Consider the following 20239-nt stretch of genomic DNA (forward strand, 5'->3'; position numbering starts at 1 on the left):
CTGTCCTTTTCTCTTAGAAAAGACGCCCGCCAACAAATAAAACGAGTCTGGCACATAAGCAAATACGAAATAGCAAAAACCGAACAATTCATTTATAATTGTTCGGTTTATTGTGTTAAAAAAATCCCTATCATCGTTACGTCAACATATTTCGCTTTCCGCAGGTCTCTTCAGCTCGAGCTATTCCCGCAGGAGTCTACATATGTTGACTACGCTAAAAGCTTGCGTATTATACACTGGGGCAATTTATCCCGCATGTAAGATGCCGTAAGACTCCCACTTCAAAACCTTGAGTGAATACAAAAGGTCTAAGTGGGAGAAACGGCACCTAAATGCCCGATTGGTTCAACTAACATTCAGTAGGAGGTGAAAGAAAATGCCTACTGAATGAAGTTTCACTTTATTGTTCGTTTTTTCACAGCTGATTTAGTTGTGTCCCAGTCTCGCTCCTTTTACACATTAGTCTTCCAGCGTTTTTTCATTTGTAAAATACCGCATGATCCCCCTATAAATAGCGACCGCCACTTTTTCCTGATAATCATCTTGTTTCAGCAATTCCCGTTCCGTCGGGTTTGATAAGAAACCGATCTCCACCAACGCTCCCGGTTTGTTGGCATGCTTGATTAAATAGACATTTTGAATGATTTTGGCGTGCCGATCTGTATTTTCCAAACTTGTAATCAGTTCATCTTGGATAAATGTGGCCGCCCGTTTATTATCAACAAGATGGGGGGAATAAAAAGTTTGCGCCCCCCTCCAACGAGGGGACGGAATTGAATTTAAATGAATGCTGATGAACAAGTCTGCATCCGATTCATTAATCAACTTCAATCTCTTTTTTAAATCAGCTGTTTTCCTTTTGCTTAAGCCTCGGATGTCCGGATCGGCAAGATCGGCATCTTCCTCTCTCGTCATTAATACGAGTGCCCCCTGCTCCTGCAAATAATCCCTTAGCTTAAACGCCACATCTAGGGCGATCTCTTTTTCAACAGCGTCAGATCTTTCCGCGCCCCCGTCCGGCCCGCCATGGCCTGGATCCAAATAAATGATTTTTCCCGTCAACGGAAGACTCCACGAGTCAAACGAATCTTTCGGAAAGAACTCGTATTGAATAATTAAAAACAACAAACCGGCCGCAATGGAAAGCAAGATAATCTTCGCCCTCTTCCTCATGGAACCTCCCCTTCCGCCATCCTTTCCTCATCAAAATATATGGGACAAGGACTGGGATTAGTACACCTTCCAGCCATGATCCGGAAAAAAATATGCGAATTTTATGATTCCTTCCATCAAAGGTAGTATAATAGCAAGCACAAGCAAATGACCCTTTCCATAATGGAGTGATGAAAAATCAAGATCGTAATCGCCCCCGACTCATTTAAAGGCAGCGTTACAGCCATAGAGGCAGCGCTGTCCATTGAAAAAGGGATAAAGAATGTATTTCCCCAGGCGGAAACCAAGCGAATTCCCGTCGCCGATGGCGGAGAAGGCACGATGGAAACCCTTGTGGCAGCCACCAACGGCCATAAAGTGCCCGTTACGGTTACAGGCCCTTTAGGCAAACCCGTCGAGGCTTTTTTCGGTGTGCTGGGCGACAAAGAAACATGCATCATTGAAGTGGCTTGCGCATCCGGCCTAAATGTAATCCATTCTTCCGAACGAAACCCCTTGGCTGCAACAACGTTTGGCACTGGAGAATTAATTAAAAGGGCACTGGAAGAAGGATACAGGAAGTTCGTATTGGCGATCGGCGGTTCCGCCACAAACGATGGCGGAGCCGGAATGCTTCAAGCACTCGGTATGCAATTATTGGACAAGTCCGGAAAGGAAATCGGCTGGGGAGGAGGAGCTTTAGGCAAAATTCACGACATTCAAATGGAGCGCTTTGACAAACGCGTATCTGAAAGCCGCTTTTTAATTGCCTCTGATGTTGAAAATCCACTTATAGGAAAGAACGGCGCCTCCCATGTGTTCGGGCCGCAAAAAGGAGCGACAGATGAAATGGTGCAAATACTCGACCAAAACTTGACCCGCTGGGCGGATGTCGTAGAACAGGCTACAGGTGTCAGGATGCATAATATGCCGGGTGCTGGTGCTGCCGGAGGAATCGGAGGCGCTTTTCAAGCTTTTTTTCCATCTATCATAAAAAGAGGAGTGGATGTCGTTCTTCACTATTCTAAACTGGGTGAACACCTGAAAGGAGCCGACCTTGTGATCACGGGGGAAGGACAGGTCGATTTTCAAACAGCATATGGAAAAACACCGATGGGAGTCGCCCAAACAGCAAAAGAGCATCATGTTCCAACCATTATTCTTGCCGGCACTGTAGGCAAAGGCATAGAGACGCTTTACCAATATGGAGTCATCGGGATTTTTAGCATTCTGAACCGGCCGATGGACTTGGAAAGTGCAATGCAGCAGGCGCGACCGTTATTGGAAATAACCGCGGAACAAGTTTGCCGCACGTATTTTTATGATAAAAGTACATAAATAGGGCGGATATAATGTAGGGTCGCTTCTTCTTACAAAAAATGGGACTATCTAAAAAATGTCTACCCGATTTTTCACTTGTAAGATTCTCATACATCTGAAGGAATAACCGAAAAAAAAGTCATCAGGCCCGATGGAAGTTAAAAGGCGTCCAATTAGGCGATTTCTCGGCTTTGGATGCCCTTCTCTTCATTTTAAAAAATACAACCTGGACATCCCCCACGACAAGAAACGAAATTTGATACAACGAGGCTGCTTATTCAGACCTGGAAAATTATGTGCTCAATCAAATGTACTTCCACACATCAACAAAATTTTTCAACACTCGTATAGACAGGCAAAAGCTTGACCAAACGCACTTATAAAATGAAGCGCCCGGGTACAATCAAAAAAGGAAAGCGAGCCACCGCCTTCCCTTTTGTATACCTTTAAACGTTTGATAACAACAATTTCCTTTCTTTTAAATACCGTTCAAACACATCGCTCGCCACCGGCTTGCTGAACAAATAACCCTGTCCTTGATTACAGCCTTCTTTTTCGAGGAAGTGAAGCTGACTTTTGCTCTCTACCCCTTCCGCCACGACGTTGATGCCCAGTGTTCTCGCCAGCACTAAAATGGCTTCAATGATAGCTTGGCTTTCCTCACTGTTTTGAATATCCCGGACAAACGTAGAATCGATTTTTACCGTATCAATGGGAAGATGTTTAATATAGCTAAAGGAATTATATCCCGTTCCAAAATCATCTATCGAAATTTGAACGCCAAAATCTCGGATTTTTTGCAAGATGTCCGCCGCATTTTCCAAGTCTGAAAGAATGGATTCAGTTACTTCTATTTCCAGCCATTGGGGATCGAGTCCCGTTTCAGCCAAAATTTGCTGAATAGTGCCAAGTAAATTTGTTTGCTCCAGCTGACGGACAGATATATTCACCGAGATGGTTAACGGAGGATAGCCCAGGTCCTGCCAACTTTTGTTTTGCTTACACGCTTCCCGAATCACCCACTCGCCAATTGGAATAATTAAACCGGTCTCTTCGGCGATTGGAATAAACTTGTTCGGCGGGATCATCCCAAGCTCGGGATGGTTCCAACGGACGAGAGCTTCCATTCCAATTAATTCATTGTTGGAAAAATCAAGTTTCGGCTGATAATCGAGATGAAATTGCTCCTCTTTCACAGCTTTCGTCAATTCATTTTCCAGCATAATTCGCTCAAGCGACTTCTCTTCCATTTCATGCTTAAATAAGGCAAAACCGCTTCTTCCCCGCTCCTTGACAGTGTACAAGGCGGTATCTGCCCTCTTTAGCAAGTCATCCGCGTTCCGCCCATTTTCCGGATATAAAGCGATGCCGATGCTGCACGAAAGGTACAATTGTTCCCCAGGTATTTGAATAGGTTCCTTAAACTTTTGTTGAATCTTTTCCGCGATCGCTTTTACCATTTCTACATCCTCGATTTGAGGAAGTATGACGGTAAATTCATCCCCGCCCAGGCGCGCGACCAAATCCGTTGATCTAAGGGCTTGTTTGATACGCTGGGCGGCCTCAATCAAAATATAGTCGCCCATATCATGTCCAAAGGAATCATTAATATATTTAAACCGATCCAAATCAATAAATAAAATAGCGAGTTTTTCCTGTTTGTTCAGACTGGAAATAGCCTTATCCAAATTGTTCATAAAGAGCCTGCGGTTTGGCAAATCCGTTAGCGTATCATGATACGCCAAATGGTAAATCTTTTGTTCCCAGTTCTTTCGATCGGTCATATCACGCGTTGCGAATAACAGCTTCTTGATTAAACCGCCCTCATTCGTTATCGCACTTATTTTTGTCTCGGCAAAAATAACTTTACCGTTCGCGGCTTGTAAACGAAATTCCATAATGGAGGAAGATTTCTGTTTATCGACAAGCTTTCGCACCTCATTTTTAACAAGATCCCGATCTTCCGGATGAATCCAGTCATATAATTTGCCGCTTTTTTGTTGTGACCTGTCCATTCCAACTACCGCTTGGTGAGAGGGCGATACATATAAAAAATTGCCTTCCGGATCAATCGTGGCAATTAGATCAAGCGAGTTTTCGGTGATTAAACGGTATCTTTCTTCACTTTTCCGAATACTTTCTTCCATCTGCTTTCGAAGCGTAATATCATTGCGAATGGCAATATAACGGTGCGGCTTTCCTTGATCGTTCAAAAAGGGAACAATCGTCGTATCAACCCAATAATACGTGCCATCCTTGGCCTTGTTTTTAATTTCCCCGTGCCAAACCTGCCCAGAACCGATCGTTCTCCACATGTCTTTAAAAAATTCCTTTGGGTGAAAGCCTGAATTGAGAATCCGGTGATCCTGCCCCATCAACTCCTCTCGTTCATATTTGGAAATTTTACAGAGCAGATCGTTAACATATATGATTGTGCCTCTTTTATCCGTTATTGCCACGATTGAAGATTGATCAAGAGCATACTTAATATCGGCGAGTTCCTTTACGACTCCATCAGTTGTTTGTCCATGCAACATTTCGAGAATTTGAACGTTATTTTCTTGATCCATAATGACAATGCCCCAATCCTAATATTTTACTTGATTTGATTTGATCATATCATGGCAACTATGTCAAAATTTTCGTTCTTTCTGAAACGCTTTTGTCAAAGCCCAGGCAAAAGACCGCTTTTCCTTGGTAATATGCACAAGCGGCTCGTCATGAAAATAAGTCCTTGGCAAAAAGGAAGCCATCGTATTCTGATGAATGAGAGCCTTCGTTTCGCTTATCCGCCATCTGTCATGGTGAATATCCCCTCTATATAAATGATTTCCTATCTCCGTAAAAAAGCAGTATCTTTCATATAGCCAAAACGCCAAGCTGTTTTCCTGCGGAATAAAAAAATCCGTAGCCTGTTCATAACTGACAGAAAATGTCTCCTTCTTTCTGTTGCTTCGAAAATGGAGCGTATTTCCCTCTTCTTCCATTTCAATCGAAGCATGCCGATAAGGAAGAGAAGCTCCCAGCCGGCCACCCCAAACAGGAATCCGCTTATTGGCATCCAGACTAAAAAAGTAAACGCCGGGCGTCCCTTTATAAGTCACATATGTCCTTACATTCATTTCCAGAAAGGAGTGAATAAAGGGAGGTGAAGGCAAACCCCGCATCCTCGCATTTGTTACCTGAAAGGGGATGATGCCGATCCAGCCAGTTCCATTATATAAATGGATATCTAAAGTAGACGGGACATGCTTTCTCAAAATCCTTGATGAAACAGGCCAGTGGCAAAATAGCAAGTTATGCCATGTTTGTGTCATAAGCCATCGAGTTTGGGGTAAAGGAAACGGACGTTGGGACGTTTCTAAAAACTCATCATACAATCAAGAGCGCTCCTTTCCACATACTTCTGTTCTTATGTATTCCCGCGAATAGTTTGCCATACACCCTATTTGGCTGATTCATAAGGAGTAGGAATCACTTACCAATATTTCCTATCTGTTTGCGGCAACGGACAGAGTGAAAAAACGCCATAATCCAAGAGATTATTGTTGATTATGTGAGGACGTTTTCCTTTCAGAGACCGATCAAACATCATTTCCATTTTTTGGTATTTTTCTTTACAAATTTCGTGTCCCTAAGTATAATGGATGCTGGTGCTGTTAGACAGCCTGTATATGAAAGGAAGTAGATAGATTGAAAAAGAAATACCGAATATGGACGAAGCCTTTTATCAGTTTATTTTGTTCAAATTTATCCGTGTTTATCATTTTTTATGGATTGGTCTCTACATTGCCACTTTACGCTGTTGGGGCCTTAAATAAAACCGATCAAGAGGCGGGCTTATTAATGTCGATCTTTTTGCTGTCCGCTATCATCGTCCGGCCGTTTACCGGAAAAATGTTGGACACTGCCGGCAAAAGAAAAATGTTATGGATGAGTCTCGGCTTCTATTTGCTTTGCACAATCGCCTATTATTTTATAAAACCATTCCAGTGGCTGCTTGTTCTCCGTTTTATACATGGAATTTGGTTCAGCGTTGTGACAACAGCGTGCGGAGCCATTGCGGCTGATCTTGTCCCTCCGGCAAGAAGAGGAACAGGTCTCGGTTATTTTACAATGTCTACGAATTTGGGCGTCGTGCTTGGCCCGCTTATTGCCCTGTTCCTCATCCAAACATACTCATTTGATGCATTATTCATCATACTCAGCCTGTTAATGATCGTTGGTGCGCTTTTGTCCTTATCGATCCCCGACAAAAGCCAGTTTAAACCAGTGAAAACGAAAAAGAAGTTTTCATTTAATGATATTTTTGAATCAAAAGCGATTCCTGTCGCATTTCTTGCATGTTTGATCGGATTATCCTATGCAAGCATTTTATCCTATTTGTCGATCTATGCTCAGAGTAAAAGCTTGCTGGGCTTAACAAGTACATTTTTCCTAGTATTTGCCGTTGTCATGTTGCTGGCAAGGCCATTTACTGGGAGATTATTTGATATAAAGGGGCCCAACTATATTCTTTTCCCGGGATTGATCTTATTTATGATGGGATTTGTTGTATTGGCCAAAATGCACTCTGGCACAATGTTTTTATTAGCGGGTGCTTTCGTTGGTCTGGGTTACGGCGCACTTATTCCAAGCTTGCAGACGCTTGCCATTCAGTCAACAAATATCAAGCGGAGCGGATATGCGACCGCCACCTTTTACACGTTTTACGATGTGGGAATTGCCGCAGGATCCTATATATTCGGTATCATCGCCGCTTCCTATAGCTATGAAGCGATTTACTTGCTTTCTGGTGCACTTGTTTGCGTTGTGCTGTTATTGACTCTGTACCTGAAGCCGAGGAAACAAACCGAAAAGGTGATGAACGAAGCAGAAAGTGTTTAAGCGCAGCGATATGAAGTGAATGGGGCAGTGGCTTCAGTGTAAGTTCCTGTTCAGAGGCCGCAATCCGGACTTTAAGGAGTGGTAGGGAAAGTGCCGGGTTCAGGCCGATCCTGACCCAAGGAAGAGCGGATGCAATGTCCCACAATACATGGTAAAAGCAGCCGTAGCCAAGAAACAAAAACATCCGAAACGTGAGCGTTTAGATCCAGCCTTTTTTTTTCGCCAAGGTGATGGCTTCAATTTTATTTTTCGTATTGAGCTTTTGAAAGATTTCAGACATGTAATTCCGTACTGTTCCCGAAGACAAAAACAACTCGCTGGAAATTTCTTTTGCCGTCTTCCCGGATGCCGCCAGCATTAATATTTCCTGTTCACGCTTCGTTAACGGATTATCTTGGCGATATGAGTTCATGACAAGCTCATCATCAAATTCCCGCTTTCCTCGCATCACCCTCCTTATGGATTCCGCCAAATCATTGACAGAGCCATCTTTCAACAAATACCCATGTACACCGGCTTTTACCGCCCTTTCAAAATATCCGGGCCTGGCGAAAGTGGTCAAGATGATCACCTTGCAGGGCGAACCGCCTTCCTTCAACTCATCTGCTACATCGAGACCGCTTTTAAGCGGCATTTCAATATCCAGCAAACAAATATCGGGTTGTAGCTTCTCAATCAGCCGGACGGCTTCTTCCCCATTTTCCGCCTGTCCGACAATTTCCATATCGTCTTCAAAATCCAATAACGAACCGAGTGCTCCCCTGAGAATCCCCTGGTCTTCCGCAATCACAATGCGAATCATATGACTGCCCCCTCCTCATCTTGTTTCATGACAATCGGCACTTGCATTTTGACTGTCGTTCCGGCATTGGACTGAATAGTTAATTTTCCATCAATCAAACTCAACCTTTCCTTCATGCCACTCAATCCATTTCCATTCATGTTCTGTTGATCGATGCCAACCCCGTCATCCTGCACCGTAATCGTTATCTTGCCACGACCTCTTTCAATATAGACGGTGCAATGTTTCGCTTTACTATGCTTCACAATATTGGTCCCCGCTTCTTTCAGGCACATGCCCAAAATATTTTGTTGCAAAAGCGGGATGTCCGCAACATCCTCTTCCCCTTTTACGATAAATTGCATTCCGGCCGCATTGATAATCCGCTGCATATCCGCCAGCTCTTCCTTAATCGTAATGGCCCGCATACTGGAAACAAGCTCCCGTACTTGGCGCAATGCTGATCGAGACGTGATTTCTATTTCTTTCGCCTCCGCCTTCGCGCGAATCGGGTCTTTTTCAGAGAGCCGTTGTACAAGCTGGCTTTGAAGTGTAATAAGGGAAAGTGTATGACCGAGAGTATCGTGCAGGTCCCTGGCAATTCTGACCCTTTCCTCTCGCTTAATCAATACCCTTATTTGCTCATTCGCTTCGTCAAGCTGCTTCTCCAACTCCATTGACTTGTTCATGGAACGAAGGCCAAACGGCGACACGAGCATAATGGCGACAAACGGCAGAAAGTATAAAGTGTTAATCCCTTGAACGATTGATATGGCCACACCGATCGCCAAGGCTGTGGCCAGTCCTATTAAGCCTATATAAAATTCCTTTTTATGCTTAAACCATCCAATAAAATGAGCCGAAAAAAATCCCAAAAAGAGATGATATGGACTGTACCATAAGGTTAAAAAAATCATCGTAATGATTTGCACAACCAACCAAAACGTGAATGTTTTTTGCGTGTCAAGCTGGATGTATAACTGTCTGTAGGTGATGAGAAAAAGCAAAAGCAGTCCCCAGCCCAGTAGCGCTTTCCAGCCTTCCGTTCGGGATATATAATAAGCCGGCATCATCAAATATATTAAGAAAATATATGGAAAAAATCCGTACCTTTTCGGAAAAATTTCGAAGGTCCTGCTCATTTTTACACCGCTTCCTGTCTCCTTCTTATATAAGTAGATAATATCATAAACAAAACGAGGTAAGCTGCTAACATGACAATATTCATCCAATCAGGCGCATTTCCCCGAATGATGGACCAAGCGCCGTTCCCAAAGTGAAAAGCGGGAAGGGATTTACCAATCCATTGAACCACTTCCGGCATTATGTCGATCGGCATCCACATGCCGCCTGTAATCGCCAAGCCCATATAAAGGATATTGCTTACGCCAACGGCCGTATCCACTCTTTTCATCGTGCCGATTAAAACACCCAACCATAGGAAAGGAAGCGAACCAAGCAATATCCACCCGCCACTCAAAAGCCATTCTCCCACTGAAAGGGTAACTTTGTTAACCAGAGCTCCCGCTGTAAAAATCACCAGAATCGAAAACACATGAACAATTGTCTGGCCGACAATTTTAGCGGCAAAATACGTATAGCTTGATAGGGGAGTAACCCGCATAAAAGTCGTCCACCCCTGCGCTCTTTCTTCCACCAACCGGATTCCCAGCGTCATAATCGAACTTCCCATCACACTGAATGCCGTCATCGACATGAGAAAGTGGGCATTCAATACAGGGTCATCTTTTGTTACATTCATTACTTTTGTAAAGACGAAATAAAATAAAATTGGCATGGTCAGCGACCAAAAAATATAATAAGGATTACGGAACATCCGCAGCATTTCCGCCTTGCTTTGTTGTATGAATATATTCATTTAGACAGCCTCCCCTTGTGATTTAGTCAATTGTTCAAAGGCTTCTTCTAGCCTTCCTTTTTCCACTCGAATATCTTTCACATGCAGATTTTCCTTATAAATCATGGACAAAACAGAGTCCGTATCATCCGTCACGATGTGCATGCGCCCTTCTTTTTCAGTCACTTCTGTAACGAAAGACAATTTGAGAAAACGTTCTTTGGAAATATCCTCGCCAGCAACGAAAGAGACAGATTGTTTCGTCATTTTCTTTTTAATCTCTGCCGTTTTTCCGTCTGCGATAATATGGCCGTCCTTAAATAAAATCATTCTCTCCGCATAATCATCCGCTTCCTGTAAATAATGCGTTGTAAAAATAATCGTTTTCCCCTCCCGGGCAAGTTCTTTGACGGTTTCCCAAAATATCCGGCGTGACGAAGTATCCATCCCGACCGTCGGCTCATCAAAAAACAATAAATCCGGATTGCCTGCTAAGGCCAAAGCAAAAGCCACTCTCCGCTTTTGACCGCCCGACAATTTTTCCGTCCGCTTTTCCAAATCTCCCTTTTCAAGCCCCGTCAACTGAATGAGATGATTCATCGGCGGCGGGGTGGGATAATATCCTCTAAATAGCTTAATCAATTCCTTCGCCTTCAAACCATCCATCAAACTCACTTCCTGGAGCATGACACCTATTCTTTCCCGAACCGCTTTACTTTTCGGATCTTTATGAAAAATAGCCGCTTTCCCTTCTGTCGGACGAAGCAAGCCGAGCAGCATCAGCAGCGTCGTTGTTTTGCCTGCCCCATTCGGCCCCAGAATCGCCACTACCTCACCTTTTTGAATCGTAAAAGAAACCCCATTTACTGCTCTTTTCTCATTGAATTCTTTTACTAATCCATCCACTTCAACAATCGTACTCAAATCCCTCACCCCCGGTTATCTTACCTTTATTGTAATCTGTGGCTTTCAGGTTTATCAGTAGCTTCTGTCATGGCTTTAAGTGACAAATGTCATGAGAGCGCTTAACTGACTAAAGGAAAGGGATGACTTTATGTAAACGGCGACAATCTAGCTTGTCCATACTGAATGAGAAAGCCTAGCAATTCGATCACAATAGAGGTTTATAAAATGGCTCTCACTCGCATGTGTCCTTGGGAGACATAAAAAAACTCTTATTTGCTTCGCAGAACAAATAAGAGCAGATAGATCGATTTCTATTTTTATAAAGAGAAAGACTGCTAGACCTTCGATTTATCAAACAAAGATGTTGAATTAAAATGCTTTCGAGGCACATACTTTTTAGGACGATTGAATTAATGGAATCAGCTTCTGCTGTTCCACATCAATCAATCCCTTATCTGTAATTCTAATGTGCGGAGTGACTGTAAGCGCTAGAGAAGAGAGTGCCATGGCAGGCGCCCTTCTACCGACCGCAATTCCCATTTCCAATGCTTTCTTTGAAAAATAACCCACTTTTGGCGCAAGCTGCTCAACTGGTTCCGGAGCCATTAATCCTGCGACCGGAAGCTCTACCTTCGCTATTACTTCCTTCCCTCGCACAAGGCATAACCCGCCTCCGCACGCTTCCAAACTTCTTGCGGCAAGCAACATGTCAGCCGCATTTGTACCAACGACAACAAGATTGTGGCTGTCATGTGCCACAGTGGTAGCATAGGCGCCATCCTTCAGTCCCGCTCCTTTCAACACGCCCACGAATGGTTTCTTCCCTTGCCCATGGCGTCCTGTCACTGATACGAAAATATGATCAGGAGGAAGCGTCCGAACTTTCCCTTCATGCACTTCCGCCTCTACCGTCCCCTGAACAGTCGTACCGTTAGATGTGACCTCCATGGTCGTTAATGTTACGCTTCCCTGACGAATAGGAGCATGTATGACAAAGTCGTCTTCACTTAGCTGGGGAAGGCGAACAGTGTTTTTAAGCAAAGGCGGTATAGAACTGGTAATGTCGGTCGTTAGCTCTCCTTCAGACACGAATTGCTTACCTCCAACGTACACATCGCAAACATCCATTGTTTCTAATGACTCTACCAGCACCAAATCGGCCAACCTGCCTGCCGCAATCGCCCCTCGTTCCTTCAGACCAAACCGTATGGCGCCTCCAAGTGTGGCATACCGTATAGCTAATGGTGCCGGTATACCTTCCTCGATCGCGCGGCGAACCACCCGATTCATCTGTCCATTTTGGAGCATGTCATTCGGCTCGATGTCATCCGTACACATCGCAATATTCAGCGCATGTGGCACCGTTTGCCACGCTTTGGCTGCTACATCGGCAAACTTGCTGACACTCGATTCTCGAATGTAGACCATCATGCCAGAACGCAACTTCTCCAACACTTCATCATCACTGCGACATTCGTGATCCGAATTTACGCCAGCAGCAAGATAGGCCTGGAGTTGACGCCCGGTCACCCTTGGAGCATGCCCTTCATTCAGTACATTTTTCTCTAAACCGGCTTGTACGATTTGCGCCATTCTGGGGTGCTGATGAATCACGCCCGGATAATCCATTATTTCCGCCACTCCCACGACATTGGGAAGACTGAGAAGCTCAGAAATATCTTCTGCTTTGAACTCCGCTCCCGCTGTTTCCACACCTGGAACAGCCGGGACACAAGATGGGATCGTCGTCAGAATATGGACTGGCAGCCCCCGGCTCGCTTCCACCATATACTTCACACCTTCGACGCCCATCACATTGGCGATCTCATGCGGATCGACTACCGCCACTGTCGTGCCATGGCGCAGGACTGCCCGCGCAAACATGTCAGGGGGAACCATCGTACTCTCGATATGGACATGTGAGTCTATGAAGCCGGGCATCGCATATAAGCCGTCAGCATGCACTTCTTTCTTTCCTTCCATCCAAAACTGCGGCCGCCCGGCTTCATAACGGGCGACGGCCGCAAAGCGGTCAGATTTTATCCCAATATCAGCCCGATATATTTCGGCGGTAAATACGTTAATAAGTTGAACCGACCGAATAACAAGATCCATTTGTTTATCCCCTCTGGCTGCAGCAACAATTGCTTCACGTGAGTGATTCATATTTCATGTACTCCTTTCATGTTCATCCTGTTTAATCGATTATGTCCTTATGATCAAGCCAAGGTAACAAAATAAAGGATAAGCGGGATTAGCAATACGTATAGACCCGGATGGACTTCCTTGTGTCGGCCTGATAGGCTTTTTACCAATACAAACGCAATAATACCCGCGGCAATGCCATTGCCGAAGTTAAAGGTAAAAATCGTCACAACAATTGTCATGAATGCAGGCAACGATTCTGTCGCATCGCCGAAATTTACATTTTGGACGGACGATAACATCATTAACCCGATCAAAATCAGTGCTGGGGCGGTTGCTTCTTTTGGAATAATCATAATCAGCGGAGTGACAAATAATGTAGACAGAAACAACAAACCTGTTGTGACAGCCGTGAGACCGGTACGACCGCCCGCCTCCACTCCTGCGGCCGATTCCACATAAGTGGTGATAACCGGAACGGATAATAAAGAACCCAACGTAGTTCCGGATGCATCCACGAGGAACGGCCTGTCAATTTGTGGCAAATTCCCGTCTTTATCAAGCATGCCGCCTTTTGATGCCACCCCTAGCAATGTTCCCAGCGTTGAAAAAAAATCAGGTACGAAGAAAGCAAGAATGAATGGAAAATAGGCGAGCTGAATGGCATCCGATATATTTAATTGCATGACTATAGGGGCAACGCTTTCCGGCAAGGAAAAAAAAGAGCTTGGAAGTTCAGTAATTCCCATCGGGATGCCGATAAGGGTCGTCACAACGATGCCAATCAGCAAGTGGCCCCTCGTTTTTCTCGCCAGCAAGACACTCATAATCAAAAACCCCAATAACGCCAAAATGGCATTCGGTGAGCCAATGTCCCCAAGGGTGAGCGAATTGGAGGATTCACTGGCCACGACCAGCCCTGCGTTTCTAAAGCCGATCAAGGCGATAAAAAGACCGACACCGGCACCAATAGATAGTTTGATCGCCGGCGGCATGAGCCTTACAATAAGCTTTCTCAACCCTAAAATTGTAAAAAGTAAAAAAAGAATACCTGAGATAAAGACCATGCCCATGGCTGTTTGCCAAGGAATATGTTCAGTAGAGACGAGCGTGACAGCGAGAAAAGCCACCGATCCGAGCCCTGGAGCCAGTGCAAAAGGACGATTACTAAAAAATCCCATGGCGATCGTTGTGAGCCCCGTCATTAAAATGACTGCAACCGTAATCGGCCCTTTGGGCATTCCTCCCTCCTCCAGTATGCCCGGTACGACCACCAACACGTACAGCATTGTCACAAATGTTGTCAATCCGGCAATTGTCTCCGTTCGCCAATCGGTATGATGTGCCGATAGCTTAAACAAACGTTCGGCAGAAGTTCTCAAGCTGCTCAAAACGATACCTCCCTATGATGTTTATCTTTGCATACTTCAAATGAATCGATTCTCCTTTCCGCGGTAAAATGAAAAAAAGCGCTCTTGTGTAGACGGTTCGTCTAACAAGAGCACTTTTTTTGTAAACAAAAAATCGTGCCACCTGTATGAAACTTTTCTTGCTCTCTCTCTTAAGAATAGATCAAAAGAGATCGATTATTGTATTTGATTGTCGTTAAGTACAACAATTGTAAAAGCTAATTGCGTTTTTGAATCATAATCCCTCAATATGGCCTCAACATGTAAACCCATCGTTTTTTCCAGCTTTTCTTTTACACAAGTCTTAAAGATATTCGACAATTGATAATCAACCTTATTCTTGAGGTGCGGCGACTCCTGCTCTAATATAATAGAGCGTTGTGCACGTCGATGCTTGGCTCGAAATATGATTGTATCATCGTCAACAACAATTTTTAATGACAGCGTTCCAACGCCCAATATTTGTTTGGAAACTTCATTATAAATATGGTAAAGCTGTTTCTTATTGTTTGCCGTATCTCCCAAATACACATTATCACCTTATATCATCAACCTTAATTAAGAGAAATATCGCGACATCCATTTATAATTGCCGTATACATGGAGGGAACAGCAAAAGTGTATATGTTAAGGTACTGCATAACGAAAAATCACCTTAAGAATGAGCCATACCCTCCGCATTTAATTGCTTTCGGTTAGTATGATACTATAAAACTAACTTTAAAAAGTCAATACTCATTTTCATGAAATGCCGATATTCCCCTTGTTGGATCAACTTTTTATTTACGATGATAGGGCAGATGAAAAATTGTTTAGAACATGCACTGGAAGTTAATCCTTTACCTGCTTCCTTGTAAGCATCATGCCATCATACCAACAAGTGATTGAATACAAAGCGAGAACAGCCGATTGTTTTAACTTTTGGATAGGTACGGAATAGATGTATGCTTTAGTGACTAAAAATGTGTTTCAAATCACTTTATTTTTTAATGGAAGATGAAGACCAGCAACACTTGTTCTGATTGAGTCTTCGCTATAAAAAACTATCAAAATGAGCATCTTTTAGCAAATGCCTGACCGACATTCATCTCGAACCTATCTTTAGGCTACATTTTTCACAAACTTGAGGAGAGAGTCTTCTGTCGGAAATTGATACATTTCATATAAGCACCTCCGAATCAACCAATAGAAGCCAAGTATATACTTGAGGTTTCTATGGAATGGGGAGTGGGAGATTTTTTGTGAAGAAAGAATATGTGAGCTGTACAAATGATACATACTATCTTGCTTCAGCACCTCGGAATTTCCCGCGGAATACCATGTCAGTCTGGTTTCCTTTTAATGGTTCGAATTTTTCGTCCAGTCGGGTTGGACCACACGGCATCGTTTGTTCACTGGCCTACACCGGACAAACCGACCAGATACCAGTGTTTTTACCTCATGAGGAGCGGGTTTTTCCTCAACCGAGCTATTGCATATACTTTTGATTGAAAAGATTTCCCCCATCCCCGTTTTCAGACTCATCCAACCCATCAAGCATTGCCGAAAGTCCGCATTCCTCAGTCCGTAAATTTGCCAAGCGATTTTATTGAATACCACTCACCAAGACGTCCTCGGTTACTCCCGTCTTCACATACTATAAAAAACGGTGGAGAAAACAAATGCGTCTTCTCCACCGTTCCCATTACAAAGAAGGGGAATGAATTTTTCTTTTGGCCATACATTTTGATAACAGGCCATGGGTTGGCGATAACACGAAAACAAGTGCAAAAATAAGTCCCCCGGCAGTAGCCATCGCGCCGGCAATGGACACATTTAATAAAGTGGCGCTGTAATAACCGATGACCGCGCTGAGAACTCCCACTAAAGCACTGAGCCATAACATGACATGCAGTTTATCTGTTAACAAATAAGCGGTTGCTCCGGGAACGATGAGCATGGCAACGACCAAGATTGCCCCGACGCTGTCAAATGAAGCAACGGTCGTCAAGGAAACCATCCCCATCATTAAGTAATGGATAAACAAGACAGGTATCCCGATCGCCAGTGCCATCTGAGGATCAAACGACGCAATTTTAAATTCTTTGTAAAACAAGAAGATGATCAAGATATTAATGAATAATACGGTTCCAAGCATCCAGACAGCTTTCGGACCGATGTTCATGCCATTAATTGTGACGGTATCCCATGGGGTGAAAGTAATCTCGCCCATGAGCGCATGATTGACATCCAAATGCACGTTGCCGGCATACATCGAGATGAGAATGACTCCAACAGCGAAAAGAGAAGTGAACACAACCCCGATCGCCGCGTCCGATTGTACGCCACTTGAATTCAAAAGCTGGACGAAAAAGGCGGTTAACAAGCCGACAACCGTCGCGCCTATTAGCATATATATTCCGTCAAGTGATTGGCTGATGAGAAAAGCGAGTACGATACCAAGAAGCACCGTATGGCTAATAGCATCCGCAAGCATCGCCATCTTACGCAATATGAGAAAGCATCCAGTGATTCCACATGTAATGCCCACCAGAGAGCCTGTCAAAATAATCCATGCTTCATAGCTCATTTACGGCCTTCCTCTCTTTTATGTGATGTTGATTGTTCAGTAACATGGGTTCACGCCCATATTGGCTCAATTTTTCTTTGAGCTTTGTCATGATTTGAGGAGGCAACTTCTCCATGTCTGTGCGAATGTCCTCAACATCCGGAACAGCGAATTCCCGCTCATGCATTAAATATACCTCGTGCAAACGATGGTTCAATGTATATTCATGCGCCACAGTTAATCCTTTGTTTGTCAGCATATAACGGTTCTCCCCCGCCGGTTTTATATAACCCTCTTTTTCCAACCGTGTGATAGCCTGATTGAGAAAATAGGTTCCGAACGGGCGCCGCTCATTGATTTGCTCAACCGTAAATGAATAAACGTTTTTGTCATTCGTTTTTTCATATAACTCATATAAAGAAATCATGACATATTCTTTTGCTGTTTGTTTTTTAACTTGAATGTGTTTTAAAGCTTTGGAAATAAGCCCTCTTCTTGGAGCGCAAAGCAAAGAGAAGAGGAAAACAACCGTTGCGGCCACTACGATAATTGGCCCTGTAGCCATTTTTTCCGCCATGGTGCTTAACAGAGTGCCGCATATCCCGGATATTCCGCCAATCGCCCCTGATAGAAGCACCATTGTACTGAGCTTATCCGTCCAGTATCTTGCGGCAATGGCAGGTGTGATCAGCATGGCGGACATTAAAACAACCCCAACTGCCTGAATTCCGATCACCACGGCTCCAACAATGAGGACCATCAACAAGCCATTCATCCATTTGACCGGCATCCCGATGCCTTGTGCAAATTGCGGATCAAAGCTCAACAGCTTAAATTCTTTAAAGAAAAGTGCCGTAATGAACAGCAGAACAATTGCTGATATTGCAATAAAAGTTACATCACTGCCGACCAAAGAGGCTGCCTTTCCAAAAATAAAAGCATCCAATCCACTTTTGTTCCCTGCTGGAGACTGGGTAATCCGTGTTAATAGAACAATCCCGAATCCAAAGAAAACAGAAAGGATAAGCCCGATGGCAGTGTCTTCTTTAATCCGAGATTGTTTGGAGATCACTTGAATACAGTACGTCGCCAAAAGCCCAGCCAAAGCGGCGCCCAATAAAAAAATCGGCATCGACTTTTCCCCGTACAGCATAAAAGCCAAGCAGACACCGGGTAATGCGGCATGCGCCATCGCATCTCCAATTAAGCTTTGCTTTCTGAGCAATGCGAAGCTGCCTAGCACCCCGCTTGCAATTCCAAGCAGCAAGGTGCCGAAAAGCACCCACTGGGTATTGGCATCCATAAGCAATCCCAACAATTCTTGAGCCACAATTTTTCCTCCTTTATTGCTCGACTAATGCTGTCCCTTTTTCAAGAAAAGCAAGCCGGCCGCCGTATGTTTTCTGCAAATTCTCCACAGTAAACACACTTTCTGTTGGACCTGCTTCAAGTAAGCGTTTGTTGACAAGCAATGTCCAATCAAAATATTCCGGGACAGTCTGTAAGTCATGGTGGACGACGAGTACCGTCTTTCCTTGACTTTTGAGTTCGTCCAAAAGCGTAATGATCGCCTTTTCCGTCGCGGCATCAACACCAACAAACGGTTCATCCATAAAATAAATCGTTGCGTCCTGCGCCAACGCTCGAGCGAGAAACACCCGCTGTTGCTGACCGCCCGACAATTGACTGATTTGTCTGCCCGCATAAGCCGACATACCTACTTTATCGAGACATTCTTCGGCAAAAGCGGTATCTTTCTTCGAAGGTCTTTTAACCCAACCGACATGTCCGTACCGCCCCATTAACACAACGTCCAGCGCATTGGTCGGGAAGTCCCAATCCACTTCTCCGCGCTGTGGCACATACCCGACCAATTTCCTTTGACTCCGATACGGTTTGCCATAAATTTCAACTGTCCCGCTTGCTCTTGGCACAAGTCCCAAGATGGCCTTAATCAAAGTAGATTTCCCCGCGCCATTAGGGCCCACAATACTGATCAGTTTCCCTTCAGGCACCGAAAAGCCGACCTCCATTAAGACAGGCTTCTTATGATACGCAACAGTGATATTTTCAACTTTCAGCGGTTCCATCCTTTAGTCGCTCCTTTATTTTAAAGCATCCTTGATTGTGTTGATATTGTGCTTAAACATACCGATGTATGTCCCTTCCTCGGTTCCTTCCTCACCCATGGCGTCAGAATACAATTCTCCGCCGATTTCAACATCATGTCCTTTTTCTTTCGCGCCTTCCACAACGGCATTGATTGACCTTTCTGAGATGGAACTTTCAACAAATACCGCTTTTATTTCACGCTCGACCAAGACATTTACAATGTTCTGGACGTCTTTGATTCCGTATTCCGATTCTGTGCTCAATCCTTGAAGCCCTTTTACTTCCATGCCGTACGCATTTCCGAAATAAGTGAATGCATCATGCGCTGTGACAAGAACCCGGCTTTTTTCGGGAATTTCATGAAGGCTTTCTTTCGCCCAAGCATCAAGTTCCGTCAATTCTTGTTTATAATTTTCGCCGTTCTCTTTAAATTCATCAGCATGATCCTTATCCACTTCGCTTAAACCTTTCACTACTTCATCCACTGCATACTGCCAAAGTTCGATATCAAACCATACATGCGGGTCAAACGCATCTTCCCCTTCCCGGATCAAGCTCTCTTCAGGAACCCCTTCAGCGACCGCGTGGGTTGGCTTTTCTTTGTTCATCTTTTCGAAAATTTCCCCCATTTTCCCTTCCAAGTTAAGACCGTTATAGAAAATGATGTCCGCGCCATTCAACTTTCCGATATCTTGTTGTGTCGCCTGATACAGATGCGGATCTGTTCCCGGCCCCATCAAACTTTCGGCTTCAACATGCTCTCCGCCGACATTTTTAACAATATCCCCAATTTGGGCAGTCGTGGAAGTCACTTTCATTTTGTCTTGTCCCTCGCCTTTCTTTTCTGCTTCTGTTTTGGAACTGCCTTCCGAACATGCTGTCATGAAGACAAGAATAATGAATGCTGTTAATGCAAGTAATCGTCTTTTCATTTCTATCTCCTTTTCTCCATTAATTTTCCTCATCGCCAAAATGTTTCCATAGGCAAAATTAAACGTTACTAAAACTTTACTTTACACTTCTGTTTCCCGTCAACAATTTTTTTGGTATAGGGAAAATTTTTATATATTTTGATATGTTGATAAGTCCAAAATGAAGTTCCTTATTATGATGAAAAAGTT

Annotated in this window: 16 protein-coding genes; 2 read left to right on the plus strand and 14 right to left on the minus strand. The window is 44.0% G+C overall.

What is annotated here, in order from left to right:
• Positions 1-459: 459 nt before the first annotated feature.
• Positions 460-1173, minus strand: a complete 714-nt coding sequence (gene cwlD, locus NST31_RS09420) for an N-acetylmuramoyl-L-alanine amidase CwlD (RefSeq protein WP_339165225.1) — start codon at positions 1171-1173, stop codon at positions 460-462.
• A 177-nt stretch (positions 1174-1350) separates the two neighbouring features.
• Between cwlD and NST31_RS09425 the strand changes: the two genes are divergently transcribed.
• Positions 1351-2490, plus strand: a complete 1140-nt coding sequence (locus NST31_RS09425) for a glycerate kinase (RefSeq protein ID WP_339165512.1) — start codon at positions 1351-1353, stop codon at positions 2488-2490.
• Positions 2491-2918: 428 nt separating this feature from the next.
• Here the strand turns inward: NST31_RS09425 and NST31_RS09430 are convergent, their stop codons facing one another.
• Positions 2919-5042, minus strand: coding sequence for an EAL domain-containing protein (locus tag NST31_RS09430; protein ID WP_339165227.1), 2124 nt, complete (start codon positions 5040-5042; stop codon positions 2919-2921).
• 63 nt (positions 5043-5105) lie between these two features.
• Entirely contained in the window at positions 5106-5789 is a 684-nt protein-coding gene (locus NST31_RS09435; RefSeq protein WP_339165514.1) for a DUF2071 domain-containing protein, read from the minus strand.
• 376 nt (positions 5790-6165) lie between these two features.
• Here NST31_RS09435 and NST31_RS09440 point away from each other — a divergent pair, with 376 nt between their 5' ends.
• A complete protein-coding gene (locus NST31_RS09440) occupies positions 6166-7359 on the plus strand; it encodes an MFS transporter (protein ID WP_339165229.1) in 1194 nt (397 codons plus the stop codon).
• Positions 7360-7558: 199 nt separating this feature from the next.
• Here the strand turns inward: NST31_RS09440 and NST31_RS09445 are convergent, their stop codons facing one another.
• The 11 genes from NST31_RS09445 to NST31_RS09495 all read right to left on the minus strand — a co-directional run bounded on the left by NST31_RS09445 (position 7559) and on the right by NST31_RS09495 (position 20050).
• Positions 7559-8161: a response regulator transcription factor gene (locus NST31_RS09445; RefSeq protein ID WP_339165230.1), complete on the minus strand. Its 603-nt coding sequence runs from the start codon at positions 8159-8161 to the stop codon at positions 7559-7561.
• Positions 8158-9282 carry a sensor histidine kinase gene (locus NST31_RS09450; protein ID WP_339165232.1) on the minus strand — a complete coding sequence of 375 codons (1125 nt, stop codon included), beginning with the start codon at positions 9280-9282 and terminating at the stop codon, positions 8158-8160. The genes NST31_RS09445 and NST31_RS09450 overlap by 4 nt, the downstream gene beginning before the upstream one ends.
• Positions 9283-9284: 2 nt before the next feature.
• On the minus strand, positions 9285-10019 hold the full coding sequence (locus tag NST31_RS09455; RefSeq protein WP_077113889.1) for an ABC transporter permease: 735 nt from the start codon (positions 10017-10019) through the stop codon (positions 9285-9287).
• The gene (locus NST31_RS09460) at positions 10020-10931 is read right to left on the minus strand and encodes an ABC transporter ATP-binding protein (RefSeq protein ID WP_339165234.1); all 912 of its coding nucleotides are present in this window, start codon (positions 10929-10931) and stop codon (positions 10020-10022) included. It abuts the gene before it with no gap.
• Positions 10932-11300: 369 nt separating this feature from the next.
• Positions 11301-13070: an adenine deaminase gene (gene ade, locus NST31_RS09465; protein ID WP_077113891.1), complete on the minus strand. Its 1770-nt coding sequence runs from the start codon at positions 13068-13070 to the stop codon at positions 11301-11303.
• A gap of 53 nt (positions 13071-13123) precedes the next feature.
• Entirely contained in the window at positions 13124-14440 is a 1317-nt protein-coding gene (locus NST31_RS09470; RefSeq protein ID WP_339165236.1) for an NCS2 family permease, read from the minus strand.
• Positions 14441-14635: 195 nt separating this feature from the next.
• Positions 14636-14989 carry a Na-translocating system protein MpsC family protein gene (locus tag NST31_RS09475; protein ID WP_077113892.1) on the minus strand — a complete coding sequence of 118 codons (354 nt, stop codon included), beginning with the start codon at positions 14987-14989 and terminating at the stop codon, positions 14636-14638.
• 1153 nt (positions 14990-16142) lie between these two features.
• Positions 16143-17027 (minus strand): metal ABC transporter permease, encoded by an 885-nt coding sequence (locus tag NST31_RS09480; protein WP_077113893.1) that lies wholly within the window; start codon positions 17025-17027, stop codon positions 16143-16145.
• Positions 17017-18336, minus strand: a complete 1320-nt coding sequence (locus tag NST31_RS09485; protein ID WP_253191945.1) for an iron chelate uptake ABC transporter family permease subunit — start codon at positions 18334-18336, stop codon at positions 17017-17019. The genes NST31_RS09480 and NST31_RS09485 overlap by 11 nt, the downstream gene beginning before the upstream one ends.
• Positions 18337-18349: 13 nt before the next feature.
• On the minus strand, positions 18350-19096 hold the full coding sequence (locus tag NST31_RS09490) for a metal ABC transporter ATP-binding protein (protein ID WP_339165239.1): 747 nt from the start codon (positions 19094-19096) through the stop codon (positions 18350-18352).
• A gap of 15 nt (positions 19097-19111) precedes the next feature.
• Positions 19112-20050, minus strand: a complete 939-nt coding sequence (locus tag NST31_RS09495; RefSeq protein WP_077113895.1) for a zinc ABC transporter substrate-binding protein — start codon at positions 20048-20050, stop codon at positions 19112-19114.
• Positions 20051-20239: the final 189 nt, after the last annotated feature.

It is taken from the genome of Siminovitchia sp. FSL W7-1587 (assembly GCF_037963795.1).
GTDB lineage: Bacteria > Bacillota > Bacilli > Bacillales > Bacillaceae_C > Siminovitchia > Siminovitchia thermophila.

Excerpts from the sequence above, each read along its gene's own strand:
- NST31_RS09490 (WP_339165239.1), bottom strand. The coding sequence starts at position 19,096 with ATGGAACCGCTGAAAGTTGAAAATATCACTGTTGCGTATCATAAGAAG.
- NST31_RS09430 (WP_339165227.1), bottom strand. The coding sequence starts at position 5,042 with ATGGATCAAGAAAATAACGTTCAAATTCTCGAAATGTTGCATGGACAA.
- NST31_RS09455 (WP_077113889.1), bottom strand. The coding sequence starts at position 10,019 with ATGAATATATTCATACAACAAAGCAAGGCGGAAATGCTGCGGATGTTC.
- NST31_RS09480 (WP_077113893.1), bottom strand. The coding sequence starts at position 17,027 with ATGAGCTATGAAGCATGGATTATTTTGACAGGCTCTCTGGTGGGCATT.
- ade (WP_077113891.1), bottom strand. The coding sequence starts at position 13,070 with ATGAATCACTCACGTGAAGCAATTGTTGCTGCAGCCAGAGGGGATAAA.
- cwlD (WP_339165225.1), bottom strand. The coding sequence starts at position 1,173 with ATGAGGAAGAGGGCGAAGATTATCTTGCTTTCCATTGCGGCCGGTTTG.
- NST31_RS09495 (WP_077113895.1), bottom strand. The coding sequence starts at position 20,050 with ATGAAAAGACGATTACTTGCATTAACAGCATTCATTATTCTTGTCTTC.
- NST31_RS09435 (WP_339165514.1), bottom strand. The coding sequence starts at position 5,789 with ATGACACAAACATGGCATAACTTGCTATTTTGCCACTGGCCTGTTTCA.
- NST31_RS09450 (WP_339165232.1), bottom strand. The coding sequence starts at position 9,282 with ATGAGCAGGACCTTCGAAATTTTTCCGAAAAGGTACGGATTTTTTCCA.
- NST31_RS09445 (WP_339165230.1), bottom strand. The coding sequence starts at position 8,161 with ATGATTCGCATTGTGATTGCGGAAGACCAGGGGATTCTCAGGGGAGCA.